Annotated in this window: 13 protein-coding genes; 6 read left to right on the top strand and 7 right to left on the bottom strand. The window is 56.7% G+C overall.

Going from position 1 to position 14781, the window contains the following annotated elements:
• The first annotated feature begins 261 nt into the window (after positions 1 to 261).
• From EQV96_RS07630 to EQV96_RS07605, 6 genes are read left to right on the top strand one after another with little or no spacing between them, the layout of a single operon-like run.
• Positions 262 to 1770 (top strand): gamma-glutamyltransferase, encoded by a 1509-nt coding sequence (locus tag EQV96_RS07630; RefSeq protein ID WP_095001276.1) that lies wholly within the window; start codon positions 262 to 264, stop codon positions 1768 to 1770.
• Entirely contained in the window at positions 1767 to 3164 is a 1398-nt protein-coding gene (locus EQV96_RS07625) for an MFS transporter (protein WP_240881690.1), read from the top strand. Before EQV96_RS07630 ends, EQV96_RS07625 begins: the two co-directional genes overlap by 4 nt.
• A 14-nt stretch (positions 3165 to 3178) precedes the next feature.
• The gene (ribA, locus tag EQV96_RS07620) at positions 3179 to 3823 is read left to right on the top strand and encodes a GTP cyclohydrolase II RibA (RefSeq protein WP_232527636.1); all 645 of its coding nucleotides are present in this window, start codon (positions 3179 to 3181) and stop codon (positions 3821 to 3823) included.
• A gap of 5 nt (positions 3824 to 3828) precedes the next feature.
• Positions 3829 to 4701, top strand: coding sequence for a 3-keto-5-aminohexanoate cleavage protein (locus tag EQV96_RS07615; RefSeq protein ID WP_095001395.1), 873 nt, complete (start codon positions 3829 to 3831; stop codon positions 4699 to 4701).
• A 16-nt stretch (positions 4702 to 4717) separates the two neighbouring features.
• Positions 4718 to 5506, top strand: a complete 789-nt coding sequence (locus tag EQV96_RS07610) for a class I SAM-dependent methyltransferase (RefSeq protein WP_165484566.1) — start codon at positions 4718 to 4720, stop codon at positions 5504 to 5506.
• Positions 5506 to 6132, top strand: a complete 627-nt coding sequence (locus EQV96_RS07605; RefSeq protein WP_095018188.1) for a riboflavin synthase subunit alpha — start codon at positions 5506 to 5508, stop codon at positions 6130 to 6132. The genes EQV96_RS07610 and EQV96_RS07605 overlap by 1 nt, the downstream gene beginning before the upstream one ends.
• Before the next feature lie 144 nt (positions 6133 to 6276).
• Here the strand turns inward: EQV96_RS07605 and EQV96_RS07600 are convergent, their stop codons facing one another.
• Genes EQV96_RS07600 through EQV96_RS07570 form a run of 7 tightly spaced genes read right to left on the bottom strand, consistent with a single transcriptional unit; the run spans position 6277 to position 14735 of the window.
• Complete coding sequence (locus tag EQV96_RS07600) at positions 6277 to 7278, bottom strand: diguanylate cyclase (RefSeq protein ID WP_095001271.1); 1002 nt, start codon at positions 7276 to 7278, stop codon at positions 6277 to 6279.
• A 52-nt stretch (positions 7279 to 7330) separates the two neighbouring features.
• Entirely contained in the window at positions 7331 to 8341 is a 1011-nt protein-coding gene (locus EQV96_RS07595; protein WP_095001270.1) for a chemotaxis response regulator protein-glutamate methylesterase, read from the bottom strand.
• Positions 8338 to 10647 (bottom strand): hybrid sensor histidine kinase/response regulator, encoded by a 2310-nt coding sequence (locus EQV96_RS07590; RefSeq protein WP_095001269.1) that lies wholly within the window; start codon positions 10645 to 10647, stop codon positions 8338 to 8340. The genes EQV96_RS07595 and EQV96_RS07590 overlap by 4 nt, the downstream gene beginning before the upstream one ends.
• Positions 10644 to 11330, bottom strand: a complete 687-nt coding sequence (locus tag EQV96_RS07585) for a chemotaxis protein CheW (protein ID WP_095001268.1) — start codon at positions 11328 to 11330, stop codon at positions 10644 to 10646. Before EQV96_RS07585 ends, EQV96_RS07590 begins: the two co-directional genes overlap by 4 nt.
• Positions 11327 to 12601 (bottom strand): protein-glutamate O-methyltransferase CheR, encoded by a 1275-nt coding sequence (locus EQV96_RS07580; protein WP_095018191.1) that lies wholly within the window; start codon positions 12599 to 12601, stop codon positions 11327 to 11329. Before EQV96_RS07580 ends, EQV96_RS07585 begins: the two co-directional genes overlap by 4 nt.
• On the bottom strand, positions 12598 to 13113 hold the full coding sequence (locus EQV96_RS07575; protein WP_095020557.1) for a chemotaxis protein CheW: 516 nt from the start codon (positions 13111 to 13113) through the stop codon (positions 12598 to 12600). Before EQV96_RS07575 ends, EQV96_RS07580 begins: the two co-directional genes overlap by 4 nt.
• Entirely contained in the window at positions 13113 to 14735 is a 1623-nt protein-coding gene (locus EQV96_RS07570; RefSeq protein WP_095001265.1) for a methyl-accepting chemotaxis protein, read from the bottom strand. Before EQV96_RS07570 ends, EQV96_RS07575 begins: the two co-directional genes overlap by 1 nt.
• Positions 14736 to 14781: the final 46 nt, after the last annotated feature.

Below are 14781 nucleotides of genomic sequence, written 5' to 3'. Positions count from 1 at the left end.
AGGTCGCAAGCCTTCTTCGATGAGCGATACGTCGCACATAATTCTGGGCACAGAATTACATCTGAAAGACGAGGCCATCTCAGCCGTACGACAAGTTTGAATACTACATAGGAATAATTACCCAATTTGAGAGAAAAGTACTACACGCCAAATAATTGCACTTAAAAACCTGCACCGCTATACCTACAACACACTTACAACACCTGATTCCCTGATACCCACACGCCATATCCGAACAACCAATAATTAAATGGCAGCCCCATGTCGAACTTAGCGAACGGTCACTCATTCGGTATAGCGACCCCCCACTTCAAGTCCTCGATGATGGCCATGCAGGCCTATCTAACATCAGGGGCGACCCCGCATGCCGTATTAAGTGCAGCCGTGTCACTGACGTATAACCTCCCGCACTTATGCGGCCTGGGAGGCGACGCAATTATCATGCAATCAACCCCCCATAACCTGGCCATCTTCAACGGAACGGGCAGAACAGGTTTTCACCAGCATCACGACAACTACTTGCATAAAGGCCTTGTATCAATTCCTCGCAGAGGGATTTACAGCACCATGATCTATGGCTGCCCTTCAGCTTATGATCGTTATACACGCCTACATGACATCGACTTGAACGGCGTATTTAAACACCTGCACGACAATGACTTGAAACATGGCGTGGTGGCGTCCAGCAGTTTGATTCAGGCGTTTGATAACAGCACTAAAGACTCACTCAGACAGACACGATTTTCACAATGGAACAAATACTTTATTCAACAGCAAGATCCAGCGCCCTTCTACCGTCAAACCCTGGCCGCTTTGGCGCGTGAAGGTTTTGCATCCATGTACAGGGGGCAGTTGGCGGCGCAGGTATTTGACGCGCTGTCGACCTGTGACCCGCATTTGTATACACCTGAAGATTTTTCCGACTTTACCCCTAACCCCTCAGAAGTAAAAAAAACCACTTTCATGCACGCCAATGTCACGGCGCATGGCAGTAACAGTCCATGGAAAGAGCTGTTCCTGCTCTTGAAAGTCTACCAGTGGAGTGCCGAAGACACGGCCTTGCTCACACCGGCACAGCTCTGTACGGCAGCCGGGCTGATCGACAGCTGGGTGGCATCGCCGCTTTCTTCAGAGACGCACAGCGATGACAGCCTGAGCCAACAGGCCGCCCTGATCTATCAACAGCTCAAATTCGACAACCCCGAACCTGTGCCTCAATTGTCCAAACCCTCCCACACCATCTTTATGGCATGTGCCGAGGCCGACGGGACCCTGACCGGCATAACCAACTCGATCTTTACCCCCCTGGGGTCACTGTTCGAGATCGATGACACAGGCATTATCCTGAGCAACCGGGCATTCTCATTCAATGGCCCCCATCTGGGTTCGACCTTCAAGGGCAACACAGCCGCCAAACACACCACCAACTGCGTGCGTGTCACCACCGATCACCTGGAATTTATCATTGGTACATCCGGGGGGCCTGTGCAGTCCCAGACACTGGCGTACGTCATCTACAAAATTATCGCTGAGCAATGCCCGGTTCAAACCGCCCTGTCGAGCCCGCGCTTTGCCAATCTGGGCCGGCACCCGAAGACAAACGGCATTACCTATTTAAGCGAATCCGCACAAACGAACCCGATATTTACCTGTACTCACGGGCTATCCGATAAATTCGGGGTGGTACAGCTGGCTGGCATCAACACCCTGACCGGTCAGGTGTTCGCCGCTGCAGACCCTCGTGGCAGCGGTGTGGCGCTGGCGGTATGAAGGCTCACGTTTGCGGTTCAGGCCATGCAGCCATACTGACTGTCGCCAGTGCTTTCTTTCTGGAAGTACTGGATGCAACCATCATGCTGATGGCCATCATCCCCATGGCCAACGACCTGGGCGCCAGCATCAGCGGCGTGACACTGTCACTGGCCACCTATCTACTGGCCCTGGTCTTGTTCCTGCCCCTGAGCGGGCATTTGTTCAACCGTTTCGCGCTTGCCCAACAATTCCTGTGCGGCCTGGCGATTTTTTGCCTCGCCTCCCTGGCCTGCGCCATCAGCCAGAATATTTACCTGCTGTGCATCGCCCGCCTTGTCCAGGGCTTTGGCAGTGCGTTGGTGGTACCTGCCGGACGAGCCTTGATCCTGGCCAACACCCCGAAGATTGCCATTCCCAAAACCATGGCCTGGCTGATTGCGCCTGCGCTCGTCGCCCCGATGGTTGCCCCCTATATGGCCAACCTGCTGTTAAACATCGGCAACTGGCGACTGATTTTTGCCTCTATCGGACTCTTTGCCGCAGGATTGATTATTGCCTGCCGCATCACCCTGTACTCACTGCCTGCCCCTGAAACCCCGCGTTTACAGCTTGATAAACATGCCTACGCACTATGGGCACTGTCCTCATCGGCCTTGTTCATGATGTTTATGGCGGCTTCGAATAACTGGCTCTTCTGCAGCGTTCTGGCCGCAGGTGCAATGCTCTATGGCAGCAAACGACTTTGCACAAGGCTGCACCAGCACGCGAAGGCGCAATTGTTTGATCTGTCCTTGCTCAATGATCCAGCGTTCAAGTTCAACATTCTCTCCGGCAGTTTGTTCCGTATCAGCATTTATGCATTTCCAACGCTGCTGATTATTCACCTCATGAAAAATTCGAATTATTCGCCCGTTTCGATTGGCCACTGCCTGTTGTTTATTTTCGCCGGCAACCTTGTTTCAAAACCCGTGGCAGCCCGGCTATTAACAGGCTGCCGCTGCCTGAAACGCTATTTCATCTATTCGGCACTGACGACATCCGTCACGTTGGGCCTGTTTCTTTTCCCGCCACTGCTAAACCAACTACCGGCACTGTGGTTGATGTGTTTTCTACACGGTTGCGCACGCTCATTTCAATTTCTCGGCTACTCATCCACCGCACTGCGCAATGTGCAACAGCACCGCATGCATCACGCCAATATCCTGATCAGTTCGGTGATGCAACACAACGCCCTGATCGGCCAGGCAGTACCTGCCCTTCTGAGTGCCTTCTTTATTCCCGAACACCTGCCGTTCTTCACGATCGGCATGTCCACCGTGACGCTTGCGTCACTTCTTACCGTGCTGGGCGCACTGCGCCTGCCCAACTCAAACAGGAGCCATATCGACCCCATGCACTTCAAGTCCGATTAACGGAAAACCTGGGTATGTCCCGTACTCATGTGGTGTTACGCAAGGAGCTGAAGATGAAAGCATTGACGTTGAAAACCACCGTTGAAATTCCGATAGAGGGCGTTCCTCAACTCACCCGATTTGTGTCATTTGAAGGTGTCGATAAAGAACACTTCGCGCTATTGATTGGTGACTGTCAAACCACTCCCGTACTCACCCGGGTTCATTCCGAGTGCCTGACAGGCGATGTATTCGGCTCAAAGCGTTGCGATTGCGGCGCCCAGCTCAAAGAAGCCCTGTCGCAAATAGCCGCGCGAGGGGGTGGCGTATTGATCTATCTGCGTCAGGAAGGGCGCGGTATTGGCCTGTACTCCAAGTTCGATGCCTACCTGCTGCAAAACCAGGGCATTGATACCTTCACTGCCAACGAGATGCTCGGGTACGCCGATGACTTGAGAGAGTTTGAAAGTGCGGGGGCCATGCTCAAGGCCCTGCATATTCATCACATCGACCTGATTACCAACAACCCGGCAAAAATCCTGGCCCTGGAAAATTGCGATATCACCATCAATACCACCCTGCCCTCCGGGGTTTTCCTGACCGTCGAAAACGAGGACTACCTGCGCAGCAAAATCAATAAAAAACACCATACGATCAACTTGAAAAACAAAAAATGGTGATCGCAATGAGCACTTACATTCTGAATTTTTCACCTACAGGCATGCTACCGACAAAGCAGATGAACCCCCACACACCCATCAGCACCTCAGAAATTATCGACGATGTATTGATGGCCGCCGAACTGGGTGCGTCCATTGCGCACCTGCACGCCAGGGATCAAAAAACCGGCGAACCGACCTGCGACCTCAACACATTTGCCACTCTCTTCGAAGGCATCAGAAAATATAATAAACAACTGATTTTATGCGCCTCACTCAGTGGTCGAAACATTTCCGATCCAACTCTCAGAGCGCTGCCCCTGTCATTGGACGGTGACGCAAAACCCGATATGGGTTCATTGACCTTGTCGTCCATGAACTTTTCCACGCAGCCCAGCATTAATGCCCCGGCGACAATCAACTACCTCGCCGAACAAATGGCGCTAAAAGGCATCTCGCCCGAGGTTGAGATATTTGATAGCGGCATGTCGAACTACCTGCATTGCCTGATCAAAAAATCGTTAATGCCGCCCACTGTCTACGCCAATATTTTGCTGGGCAATATTTTTGGCGCACAGCCCAGTTTTGCGCACATGGCAGCCATTACCAGCTCACTGCCGGGCAATGTCGTCAGTTCTTTCGCCGGGCTGGGCAGCTATCAACTGCGCAGCAATACCCTGGCTCTCGCCTCTGGTCATGGCATCCGCATCGGCCTTGAAGACAATATCTGGCTCGACCATAAACGCACCACCCTGGCGAGTAATCGCAGCCTGCTCGAGCGCATCACCGCCATTGCCAACCTGCAGGAGTTGACACCCGCCACCCCCAGGCAGGTCAGGGAACAACTAGGACTGCAACCTGGACAAGGTCGCTATGGCTTGCCCCCTATCGTTGACTGATACGAGGAAACAGAAAATGGAGAATGTCTGGTTTACTCCCGAAAATTATCAACGCACCTCCAAAAACCTGCAGAGACGCTGTTTGAAACTATTGCTGTCGTTCGCTCCCCCCCAAGGCACATTGCTGGATGTCGGGTGCGGAACCGGTAATACCCTGCTCTTCACGGACAAAGAAAAGATTGAGCAGTACGTGGGCATTGATATTTCCGCTGACATGATTGCGTACGCCAACCGCGCTCATGCAGCACCCAATATCAGATTTATGGTCAGCGACTTCCTGGACTGTCCCCTCGAACACTGGCCAGCGTTTGACGCAGCCGTCTGTGCCGCCTGCCTGCATTGGTTTATTCCCAACGAACAAACTGTTATCGATAAATTATTCAGGGCTTTGAAACCGGGCGGTTACTTATATTTATCCTGTGCTTTCGACTTCGATTATGTACAAGGTGAGCGATCGATCCAGGAGCGGGTGCTGACCGCTATCCGCCAGCAATACCCCTGTATTGCCGAGCCCGTGGTATTCGATGATTTCAGGTTCAACAGGCACTCCCTTGTCACGGCACTTCACGGTTTCGAGATCATTCGCTCGCACCGTATCGAGGAACCCGTGCACTTCAAGACGTTTGAAGATTTCAGGGATTGGCACCTGGGTAGCGGCTCCGTGGTCTATGGCCAGTTCGAAGAAAGCGTCCGCGACCTGGCAATCGCCGCTTACTATCAAAAACTCTATGAGCACTATTGCGCCGCAGAATACAAAACCGCGTATTCCACTGGCTTGATGCTGCTTAAAAGGAGGGCTGCCTGATGTATACCGGAATTGTTCAAGGCACTGCCCGGGTGCTGTCGGTGCACACGCAGGCTGGGCACAAACGTATCGTCCTGGCCCAGAAAGCCTCTCTATTCGAAAACGTTGATATCGGTGCCAGCGTGTCGGTCAACGGCACCTGCCTGACCGTCGTTGCCTACTCTGCAGGCACCGCGACGTTTGATATTTCTCACCGAACGGCCGAAATCACGACACTCAAACACTTGAGTATCGATGAGCAGGTCAATATTGAACGTTCACATCGAACTGGCGATGAGAATGGCGGGCACGCACTGTACGGCCATGTTGAAAGTACCGCGCAGGTCGTGTCGTGGCAGCCACTGGGCGAAACGGTGACTGCGCAACTCCAGCTGGATGCGTCGACCTTTGCCTACCTGTTCAAAAAGGGTTTTGTCGGTATGCATGGCTGCAGCCTCACCATCGATAGCCTGGATGAAGAGCGGCACTGGGTGACGGTCAACCTGATTGCGCAAACACTCGCCCTGACCAATTTGAGCAGCTTGCGGGTGGGCGACCGGGTCAATATCGAAATCGACCAGACCACCCGAACCCTGGTAGATACCCTTAGGACTACCCTGGCCCGCCTGCTCCCGGGAAACCTGTAGCGTGCGGCAAAGCAGTCACCGTTGATGCCATCGCGCGCAGGCTCGCTCCCACGACAGTGCTGTAAGCACTCCGGCTGTGTGAACGACACAAAACCTGTGGAAGCTGGCTTGCCTGCGATGCAAGCGACAAGGTCTTGAGAGCAATCACTCAATACCCACCTGATTACGCCCATTCTTCTTGGCCAGGTAAAGCCCCTTGTCCGCCGCCGAGATCAGCTCGCGGCAGTTGCTACCCTGCTGCGGGGTCATGGTCGACAGGCCAATACTGATGGTCAGGCTGGAGCCTGCTGTCGGCGAAATATGCGGGATTTTCATCGCTTCAACCGCCATGCGCAGTTTTTCTGCCACCAGCCGCGCGCCGCCCTGGGAAGTGTTGGGCAGTACAATGGCAAATTCCTCACCGCCATAACGGGCCGGCAAGTCAGATGGCCGGCTGCTGGCATCACGGATGCCCGCCGCCACCTTGCGCAACGCTTCATCGCCGTCCAGATGGCCAAACGAGTCGTTGTATGATTTGAAGTAATCAACATCGATCATCAACAACGACAATTGGTTCTGCTCACGCATGGCGCGACGCCATTCCAGCTCAAGGTATTCATCAAAGTGGCGGCGGTTGGACAGCCCGGTCAGGCCATCGGAGTTCATCAGCCGTTGCAGCACCAGATTGGTGTCCAGCAATTGCTGTTGGCTGACCCGCAGCGCACGGTAGGCAGCATCACGCTGCAACAGCGTCATGTAGGAGCGCGAGTGATAGCGGATACGCGCCACCAGTTCGATGTTGTCCGGCAGCTTCACCAGGTAATCATTGGCCCCGGCCGAGAACGCCGCGCTTTTGATCAACGGGTCCTCTTTGGTGGACAACACGATAATCGGGATATTTTGCGTCGCCGGGTGGTTGCGGTATTCGCGCACCAGGCTCAAGCCGTCCAGGCCCGGCATCACCAGATCCTGCAAAATCACCGTCGGCTTGATGCGGATAGCCTGGGCAATGGCCTGGTGCGGGTCGGCACAGAAGTGAAAATCAATGTTCTGTTCAAGGGCCAACCCTCGGCGCACGGCTTCGCCGATCATTGCCTGATCGTCTACCAGCAACACCATGGCCGCGTTTTCATCAGTTTTAACGTCGTCCAACTGCAAGTCGCTCATGCGCGTTCACCTGAATTACTGCCTTCAAGCCACTCTTGCCGGGTTCTACCAGTCATTTGGCAAATTTCTCCAGCAAGCGTGGCGCAATCTTGTCCAATGGGCGAATCTCGACTGCGGCATCGATGGCCGCTGCCGCTTTGGGCATTCCGTACACCGAGCTGCTCTGCTGATCCTGGGCAATGGTGAGAAACCCCTGCTGGCGCATGAGTTTAAGACCTTGAGCCCCGTCACGCCCCATGCCGGTCAACAGCACTCCCACCGCTTCACCATTCCAGTAGCGGGCAACACTTTCAAAAAAAACATCGATCGATGGCCGATAAATCTCATTGACCGGCTCGGCGGTGTAAGCCAGCGTGCCATTTTTCAATAGCCTGATATGGTGATTGGTGCCCGCCAGCAGCACAGTGCCCACCTGCGGCGTCTCCCCGTCGCGGGCCAGGCGCACATCAAGTCCGCACGAAGTGCTCAGCCACTCGGCCATACCTGCAGCAAACACCTGATCAACGTGCTGAACCAGTACGATAGCTGCCTCAAAGTTTCTCGGCAGACCTTTAAGCAGGGTTTCAAGTGCAGCCGGACCACCTGCCGACGAACCGATGGCCACCAGCCCTGCCCGCACACCCGGTACACGAGCATGGGTCACTACCGGCTTGACCCGTTTCTCACTCTGCCCCATCAACCAGCCAACATTGAGTATCTTGCGCAGCAAAGGCGCCGCCGCCTCTCTGGGGTTGCTGCCGCCCAGCACGGGGGTATCCACCACATCCAGCGCACCAAAGCCCATGGCCTCAAAAACACGGTGCACATTCTGCTCGCGGTCGATGGTGACAATCACAATCGCACAAGGGCTTTCAGCCATGATCCGGCGCGTGGCCTCGACGCCGTCCATGACCGGCATGATCAAGTCCATCAGAATCAGGTCCGGGGTGTTCTCGGCGCACAGGCGCACCGCCTCCTGACCATCACCGGCAACCCAGATCACATGGTGCGCGGGTTCGAACGCCAGCGCCCGGCGCAAGGCCTCAACCGCCAGGGGCATATCGTTGACGATGGCGATTCTCATGTCTGGGCTCCACCAATGAGTTCAACCACTGCGTCGAGCAGGGCATCGTCATGGAAACTCGCTTTGGCTAGATAATAGTCGGCGCCTGCATCCAGGCCGCGCCGACGGTCTTCTTCACGATCTTTGTACGACACCACCATCACCGGCATTGATTGCAATCGGTTATCGCGACGCAACAGGGTAACCAGTTCGATGCCATCCATGCGCGGCATATCGATGTCGGTAATCAACAAATCGAAATGTTCGGCACGCAGCGCGTTCCAGCCGTCCATGCCGTCAACCGCCACAGCCACTTCATAACCACGGTTAATCAGCAACTTGCGTTGCAGTTCGCGCACCGTCAATGAGTCATCCACCACCAGAATACGTTTGCGGGTCAATTCGGCGGTGTGCCGGTTACGCCGGTCGATACGCTCAAGACGCCCGGTATTAAGCAGTTTGTCTACCGAACGCAGCATGTCTTCGACATCTACGATCAGCACCGGTGAACCATCATCCAGCAAGGCCCCGGCGGAAATGTCCTGGACCTTGCCCAGACGCGGATCAAGGGGCAGGACCACCAGGGTGCGCTCACCGATAAAGCGCTCAACGGCCACGCCATAGACCGCGTCGCGTTCGCGAATCACCACCACCTTGAGGGTTTCGTCATCGCTCTGGCTGGCAGGGCGCTGCAACAATTGGCTGGCGGCAACCAGCCCCACATGGCGGCCTTCATGCCAGAAGTGCTGACGGCCTTCGAGCTGCACGATGTCGTCGGGCTCCAGGTCGCGCATGCGCTCGATATGGGCCAGCGGGAAGGCATAGGCTTCGTCGGCCACTTCAACCACCAGGCTGCGCACCACCGACAGAGTCAACGGCACTTCAAGATGGAAGCGGCTGCCATGCTGGGGGGTGTGCTCCAGCACAATGGCACCGCGCAACAGGCGCACCATATGCTGTACGGCATCCAGCCCCACACCGCGCCCCGATACTTCGGTGACGGTGTCGCGCAGACTGAAACCGGGTAAAAACAGAAAGGTCAGCAGCTCTTCTTCGCTCAGTTGCGCCACCGTCTCCTCGGTGGACAACTGACGCTCGACGATGGTGCGACGCAAACGGTCCAGATCGACACCGGCACCGTCATCGCTCAACTCCAGCACCAGCAGACCGGCCTGATGGGAGATGCGCAGGCGGATCAGGCCTTCGGCCGGTTTGCCCGCCAGCAAGCGCTGTTCCGGGGTTTCAATACCGTGGTCGACGGCATTGCGCAATAAATGGATCAAGGGTGCTTCGAGCTTTTCCAGCACGTCGCGGTCAACCTGGGTTTTCTCGCCTTCGATTTCCAGGCGGATCTGCTTGCCCAGGGCGCGACCCAAATCACGCACCATGCGCTCCTGCCCGACCAGCACATCGGCGAAGGGCCGCATGCGACACGCCAGTGCAGTGTCGTAGAGCAATTGCGCACGCTGGCCAGCCTGCCAGCAAAATTCGTCAAGTTCGGCGGTCTGCTCGCTGAGCAGGTGCTGGGACTCGGCCAGCATCTGCCGGGCATCGACCAGTGCCTGCTCGGCTTCATGGCTGATGCCCGAGACCTGGAGGTGTTCATTGAGCGTGTCCATGGCCCGCAAGTTGGTGCTTTGCATGCGTTTAAGCCGTTGCAATGTCACCAGAAAGGGTTTGAGGCGCTGGGTTTCCACCAGGGATTTGCTCGACAGATCGAGCAGGCTGTTAAGGCGCTGGGCCGTGACCCGCAGTACCCGCTCGCCGCTTTCGGTCAGACGCTGGGGGCGACGTGCTGGCTCCGCTGCCGGCTCGGCTGGCACCTCGACCTGACGCTCAACCACAGGTTCTGGCGCAAATTCGGGTACAGCTGGCGAGGGCATCAACAACAGCTGCGACACGTCAAATTCGGGCGGCGCCACCCGCGCACCGGGGGCAGACGGATCCAGCAGCTCATTCATGTGCGCCACATAGGCGTCGATGTCGTGAGGCGTGACAGTGTTGCCGGGGGTGGCAATGCGCATCAGCAGGTCGGTACCTTGCAACAAGGCATCAATGTGTTCGCGTTGCAGGTACAAACGGCCTTCCTGGGCACTGACCAGGCAGTCTTCCATGACATGGGACACGCTGACCCCGGCATCCACCCCGACAATCCGGGCTGCGCCCTTGAGCGAGTGGGCCGCGCGCATGCAAGCTTCCAGCTGGTCAGCCTGGGTCGGGTTGCGTTCCAGCGCCAGCAGGCCTTCGTTGAGCACCTGGGTTTGCGCCTCGGCCTCCAGGCTGAACAGCTCAAGCAGCGAGGCGTCGCGCATTTGCTCGGGGGTCATGTCAGGCTCCGGGTGATTGCGCTCAACAGTTGCTCTTCATCCAGTAAACGCAGGCTGCGGGTTTTCCACTGCAGCACACCCCGGGTGTATTTGGCGCTGACATGCTCGCCGGAGAGCGATGCAGCATTGATGTCGCCCTCGGCAATATTATGAATGCCATCCACCTCATCCACCGGCAGTACCACGGCTCCACCGTGGGCGGCCACAATCAGCATGCGCGGCATCACCCGCTGCGAAGAGGCTCCCGGCGTGGCAGGGTCAAGCCCCAGCAGTTCAACCAGCGACAGGCACGGCACCAGAGTGCCGCGCACATTGGCCACACCGCGCAAGGCCCGGGAACGCTGGTGCGGCAGGGAGTGAATGGTTTGCATCGGTGCCACTTCATCCAGGCAACGCGTGGGCAGCCCCAGCCACTCCTCACTCAGGCGGAAAATCACCAGTGAGCAGGTTGCAACCTTTTGCTCATGGGCCTGCGGGGCATAAAGCTCCTGGCTTTGCTGCTCAAATGAATAGCGGTCGAGCAAACGGGTCGCGGCAGCAGCATACGTGTCGCAGTTGCGGCAATGGATATGCTGGGGCAGCAACGGGCAGCTTTTGTCACCGTAGATGCCAATGCGGTTCCAGCAGTCATCAATGGCCTGCGCTTCGGAGTGAATCAAGCTCTGTGCTGCTAAAGCGCTCATTGTTTACGCTCACTTTGAGTGGAACGCCCGTTACGGGCTGCGCGCTCGTGCAAGCGCCGGGCGCCTGCTTCATCGCCTTGTGAAGCCAACAGCGCTGCCAGATGGGCCAGCGCTTCCGAATGCTGGGGTTCCAGGTACAGCGCCTTGCGATAGAAGCCCTGGGCCTCTGAGGTCTGGCCCTGCACATCGCTGAGCAGGCCCAACCAGTAAAACACCTCGGCCTGCGGGTCATGCCGCTGCAAGAACTGTTCGCAGACCGCACGCGCCTCAAGGCTTTTGCCTTCATTGGCCAGGCTGGCAATCTGTTCAAGCAACAGACCCGGCCCATCCACTGGCGAAGCCGATTTTTGCCCGATCGGGGCTTGCGCGCGCGGGGCAAAAGGCCGGCTGGCCGGTGTCGGCACAGGCGCTGGCGCTTTTGGTCGTGCCAGTGGCTTGAGTTCGGCAAGCACAGGGCGCGCTGCCGGCAATGGCTCATGATTGTGGCAAAAGGCAAATGACTGCGGAGCACCGATCGAACGCATGCCCAGCCGGTTGAGCAAGCTGCCTTCGGCCGGACCTATAAACAAAACACCATCATCACGGGTCAGGCGCTTGAGCACATCCAGGGCCTGCTGCTGGGTTTTAAGATCAAAGTAGATCAACAGGTTGCGGCAGAACACAAAGTCATAAGGCTCGTGGCTGGCGAGCAGTATCGGATCCAGCAGGTTGCCTGCGGTAAAGCTGACCTGCCCGCAGACCCGCTCCGACAACTGATAACCATCGCTCTCGACACAGAAGTAGCGCTCACGAAAATCTGTTGGCTGACCTCGAAAGGAGTTTTTGCCATACAGCGCGTTTTGCGCACGCTGCACCGAAAGCGGACTGACATCCAGGGCGTCGACCTTGAATTGGTGTGCAGCAAATCCGGCATCAAACAGTGCCATGGCAATCGAATACGGCTCTTCGCCGGTCGAACACGGCAGACTCAGGATACGCAACGGGCGTCGGCTGCCGATTTCCGCCAGGCGCTGCCTGGCCAGGCGGCCCAGGGTGGCAAAGGATTCGGGGTAACGGAAGAACCAGGTCTCGGGCACGATCACCGATTCGATCAGGGCTTGCTGTTCATCCTGGGAACTGAGCAGGCGCTGCCAGTAGCGATCGTTATCAGCCATGCCCAATGCAATGCAGCGCTGGCGTACGGCACGTTCGATAATCGCCGGGCCGACCGATGCCACATCCAGGCCGATGCGCTGCTTCAAATAGTCAAAAAAACGCTGATCAAGACTCATGGCGCCACCTGGACGCAGGTGTCATCTTCGCCCTGGGCAAAAAGCAGAGCAGACACCGCAGGGCTGAGCAGATCGTCGACACTTAACCACTGCAACAGCCCGGCCTCATCTTTGCGCACCGGTCCCAGGTAAGGCGCATCGCGGTTATCGACACCGTAGGGCTGAAACTCCGCCGGATCGCAGCGCAAGGTGTCACTGGCCTGTTCAAGCAGCAGGCCGAGCAATTGCCCGCGATAATTGACCAGCACCAGCCGGGTGCTGGTTCGGGCTACGGCGGCGGTGCCAAAGGTCATGGCACTGATATCGATCACCGGAACCATTCGATCACGATGAGCAAAAACCCCCGCTACCCACTCGGGGGCATGGGCTATGGGCTTGAGTGGCAAGCGCGGCAACACTTCGACCACATCGCCAGCGGCCAGTGCATAGCGCTCGTTACCAATATAAAACACCAGAAACAGGCGTTTTTGCGACACCTTGGCGCCCGGTTTTTTGGCTGAAAGCTCGCTCATCAGACTTTGAAACGCGAAACGCCGCTGCGCAACCCAACGGCAACCTGACTCAATTCGTCGATCGCGAAGCTGGCCTGACGCAGGGACTCGACGGTCTGGCTGCTGGCATCACCCAATTGCACCAGCGCAAGGTTGATCTGCTCGGCACCGGTAGCCTGAGCCTGCATGCCTTCATTGACCATCAGTACACGCGGCGCCAGGGCCTGAACCTGATGGATGATCTGCGACAGCTGCTCGCCCACTTGCTGCACTTCGGACATGCCGCGGCGTACTTCTTCAGAGAACTTGTCCATGCCCATCACACCCGCCGACACTGCCGACTGAATCTCGCGCACCATCTGCTCGATATCGTAGGTAGCCACAGCAGTCTGGTCGGCCAAACGGCGCACTTCGGTAGCAACCACAGCAAAACCGCGGCCGTATTCACCGGCTTTTTCAGCTTCAATGGCCGCGTTAAGCGACAGCAAATTGGTCTGGTCGGCGACCTTGACGATGGTCACCACCACCTGGTTGATGTTACCGGCCTTCTCGTTGAGGATCGCCAGTTTGGCGTTGACCAGATCGGCAGCCCCCATCACCGAGTGCATGGTTTCTTCCATGCGGGCCAGGCCCTGCTGCCCGGAACCGGCCAGGATCGAGGCCTGGTCGGCTGCCGAGGTCACTTCGGTCATGGTGCGCACCAGGTCACGGGACGTGGCGGCAATTTCCCGGGAAGTTGCACCTATTTCCGTAGTGGTGGCTGCGGTTTCAGTGGCTGTGGCCTGTTGTTGCTTGGAGGTAGCGGCAATTTCCGTAACCGACGTAGTGACCTGCACCGAAGAGCGCTGGGCCTGGGACACCAACGTAGTCAGCTCGGCCATCATGTCGTTGAAGCCGGTTTCCACCGCGCCAAACTCGTCCTTGCGCTCCAGATTCAAGCGCGAGCTCAGGTCACCGGAACGCATCACTTCCAGAATCGTGACGATACGCTGCATCGGCGACATGATTGCGCGCAGCAACAGGAAGCCACACAGCGCTGCTGCAAGTACGGCAATAACCAGGGAAATGATCATGCTGATCTTGGCAGTCAATACGGCGTGACCAATATTGTCAGTGGCGAGCTTGGCCGACTCGCTGTTGCCTTCAATGATGCTGTTGAGCAACTTGCGGCCTTCCATCCAGGCTGGAGCCAGTTGCTCACTAAGCACCTTGTGGGCCTGGGCGTAATCCTTGTTCTGATAGAGATCAAGAATTTTCGCCAACACCACGCCGTACTCTCCATGCAGACGCTCGAAGTCGTCGAAGTGGGCCCTGTCTTCACCTTCAAAAATAGTGCCGCGATAGTTATCCAGTTCTTTGTTCAAGCGGTCTTCGTAGCTGGCGTACAACTTGCGGTCTTCGTTGGTCAGGTCACGCTGATTAAGCGAGCCCACCAGCTCCAGGGTCAGGACATAGCTGTCGACCCAGGCGCTACGAATCATCGAACTGTAATAGACCCCGGGAATCGAGTCGGTTTGCACCTTTTCTTCACTGGTTTCGATCGACAGCAGGCGCGAGTAAGACGCAACAACCATCAGCAGCATAATGGCGATGATTACAGCAAAGCTCGCCAAGATGCGTTGGCGTAACGTCCAGTTCTTCACAGTCGATCCTCGGGTGCCATTCAAATGAAGGTGAGTATAGCCGAGG

This window comes from Pseudomonas sp. TMW22080 (assembly GCF_022496745.1).
Taxonomy (GTDB): domain Bacteria; phylum Pseudomonadota; class Gammaproteobacteria; order Pseudomonadales; family Pseudomonadaceae; genus Aquipseudomonas; species Aquipseudomonas bubulae.
This window is presented reverse-complemented; position numbering and strand designations above follow the sequence as displayed.

What these genes read in the sequence shown, in the direction of transcription:
- EQV96_RS07615 (WP_095001395.1), top strand. Translation starts at nt 3,829, where the DNA reads ATGAGCACTTACATTCTGAATTTTTCACCTACAGGCATGCTACCGACA.
- EQV96_RS07630 (WP_095001276.1), top strand. Translation starts at nt 262, where the DNA reads ATGTCGAACTTAGCGAACGGTCACTCATTCGGTATAGCGACCCCCCAC.
- EQV96_RS07605 (WP_095018188.1), top strand. Translation starts at nt 5,506, where the DNA reads ATGTATACCGGAATTGTTCAAGGCACTGCCCGGGTGCTGTCGGTGCAC.
- EQV96_RS07595 (WP_095001270.1), bottom strand. Translation starts at nt 8,341, where the DNA reads ATGAGAATCGCCATCGTCAACGATATGCCCCTGGCGGTTGAGGCCTTG.
- EQV96_RS07610 (WP_165484566.1), top strand. Translation starts at nt 4,718, where the DNA reads ATGGAGAATGTCTGGTTTACTCCCGAAAATTATCAACGCACCTCCAAA.
- EQV96_RS07625 (WP_240881690.1), top strand. Translation starts at nt 1,767, where the DNA reads ATGAAGGCTCACGTTTGCGGTTCAGGCCATGCAGCCATACTGACTGTC.
- EQV96_RS07575 (WP_095020557.1), bottom strand. Translation starts at nt 13,113, where the DNA reads ATGAGCGAGCTTTCAGCCAAAAAACCGGGCGCCAAGGTGTCGCAAAAA.
- EQV96_RS07590 (WP_095001269.1), bottom strand. Translation starts at nt 10,647, where the DNA reads ATGACCCCCGAGCAAATGCGCGACGCCTCGCTGCTTGAGCTGTTCAGC.
- EQV96_RS07600 (WP_095001271.1), bottom strand. Translation starts at nt 7,278, where the DNA reads ATGAGCGACTTGCAGTTGGACGACGTTAAAACTGATGAAAACGCGGCC.
- ribA (WP_232527636.1), top strand. Translation starts at nt 3,179, where the DNA reads ATGTCCCGTACTCATGTGGTGTTACGCAAGGAGCTGAAGATGAAAGCA.
- EQV96_RS07580 (WP_095018191.1), bottom strand. Translation starts at nt 12,601, where the DNA reads ATGAGTCTTGATCAGCGTTTTTTTGACTATTTGAAGCAGCGCATCGGC.
- EQV96_RS07585 (WP_095001268.1), bottom strand. Translation starts at nt 11,330, where the DNA reads ATGAGCGCTTTAGCAGCACAGAGCTTGATTCACTCCGAAGCGCAGGCC.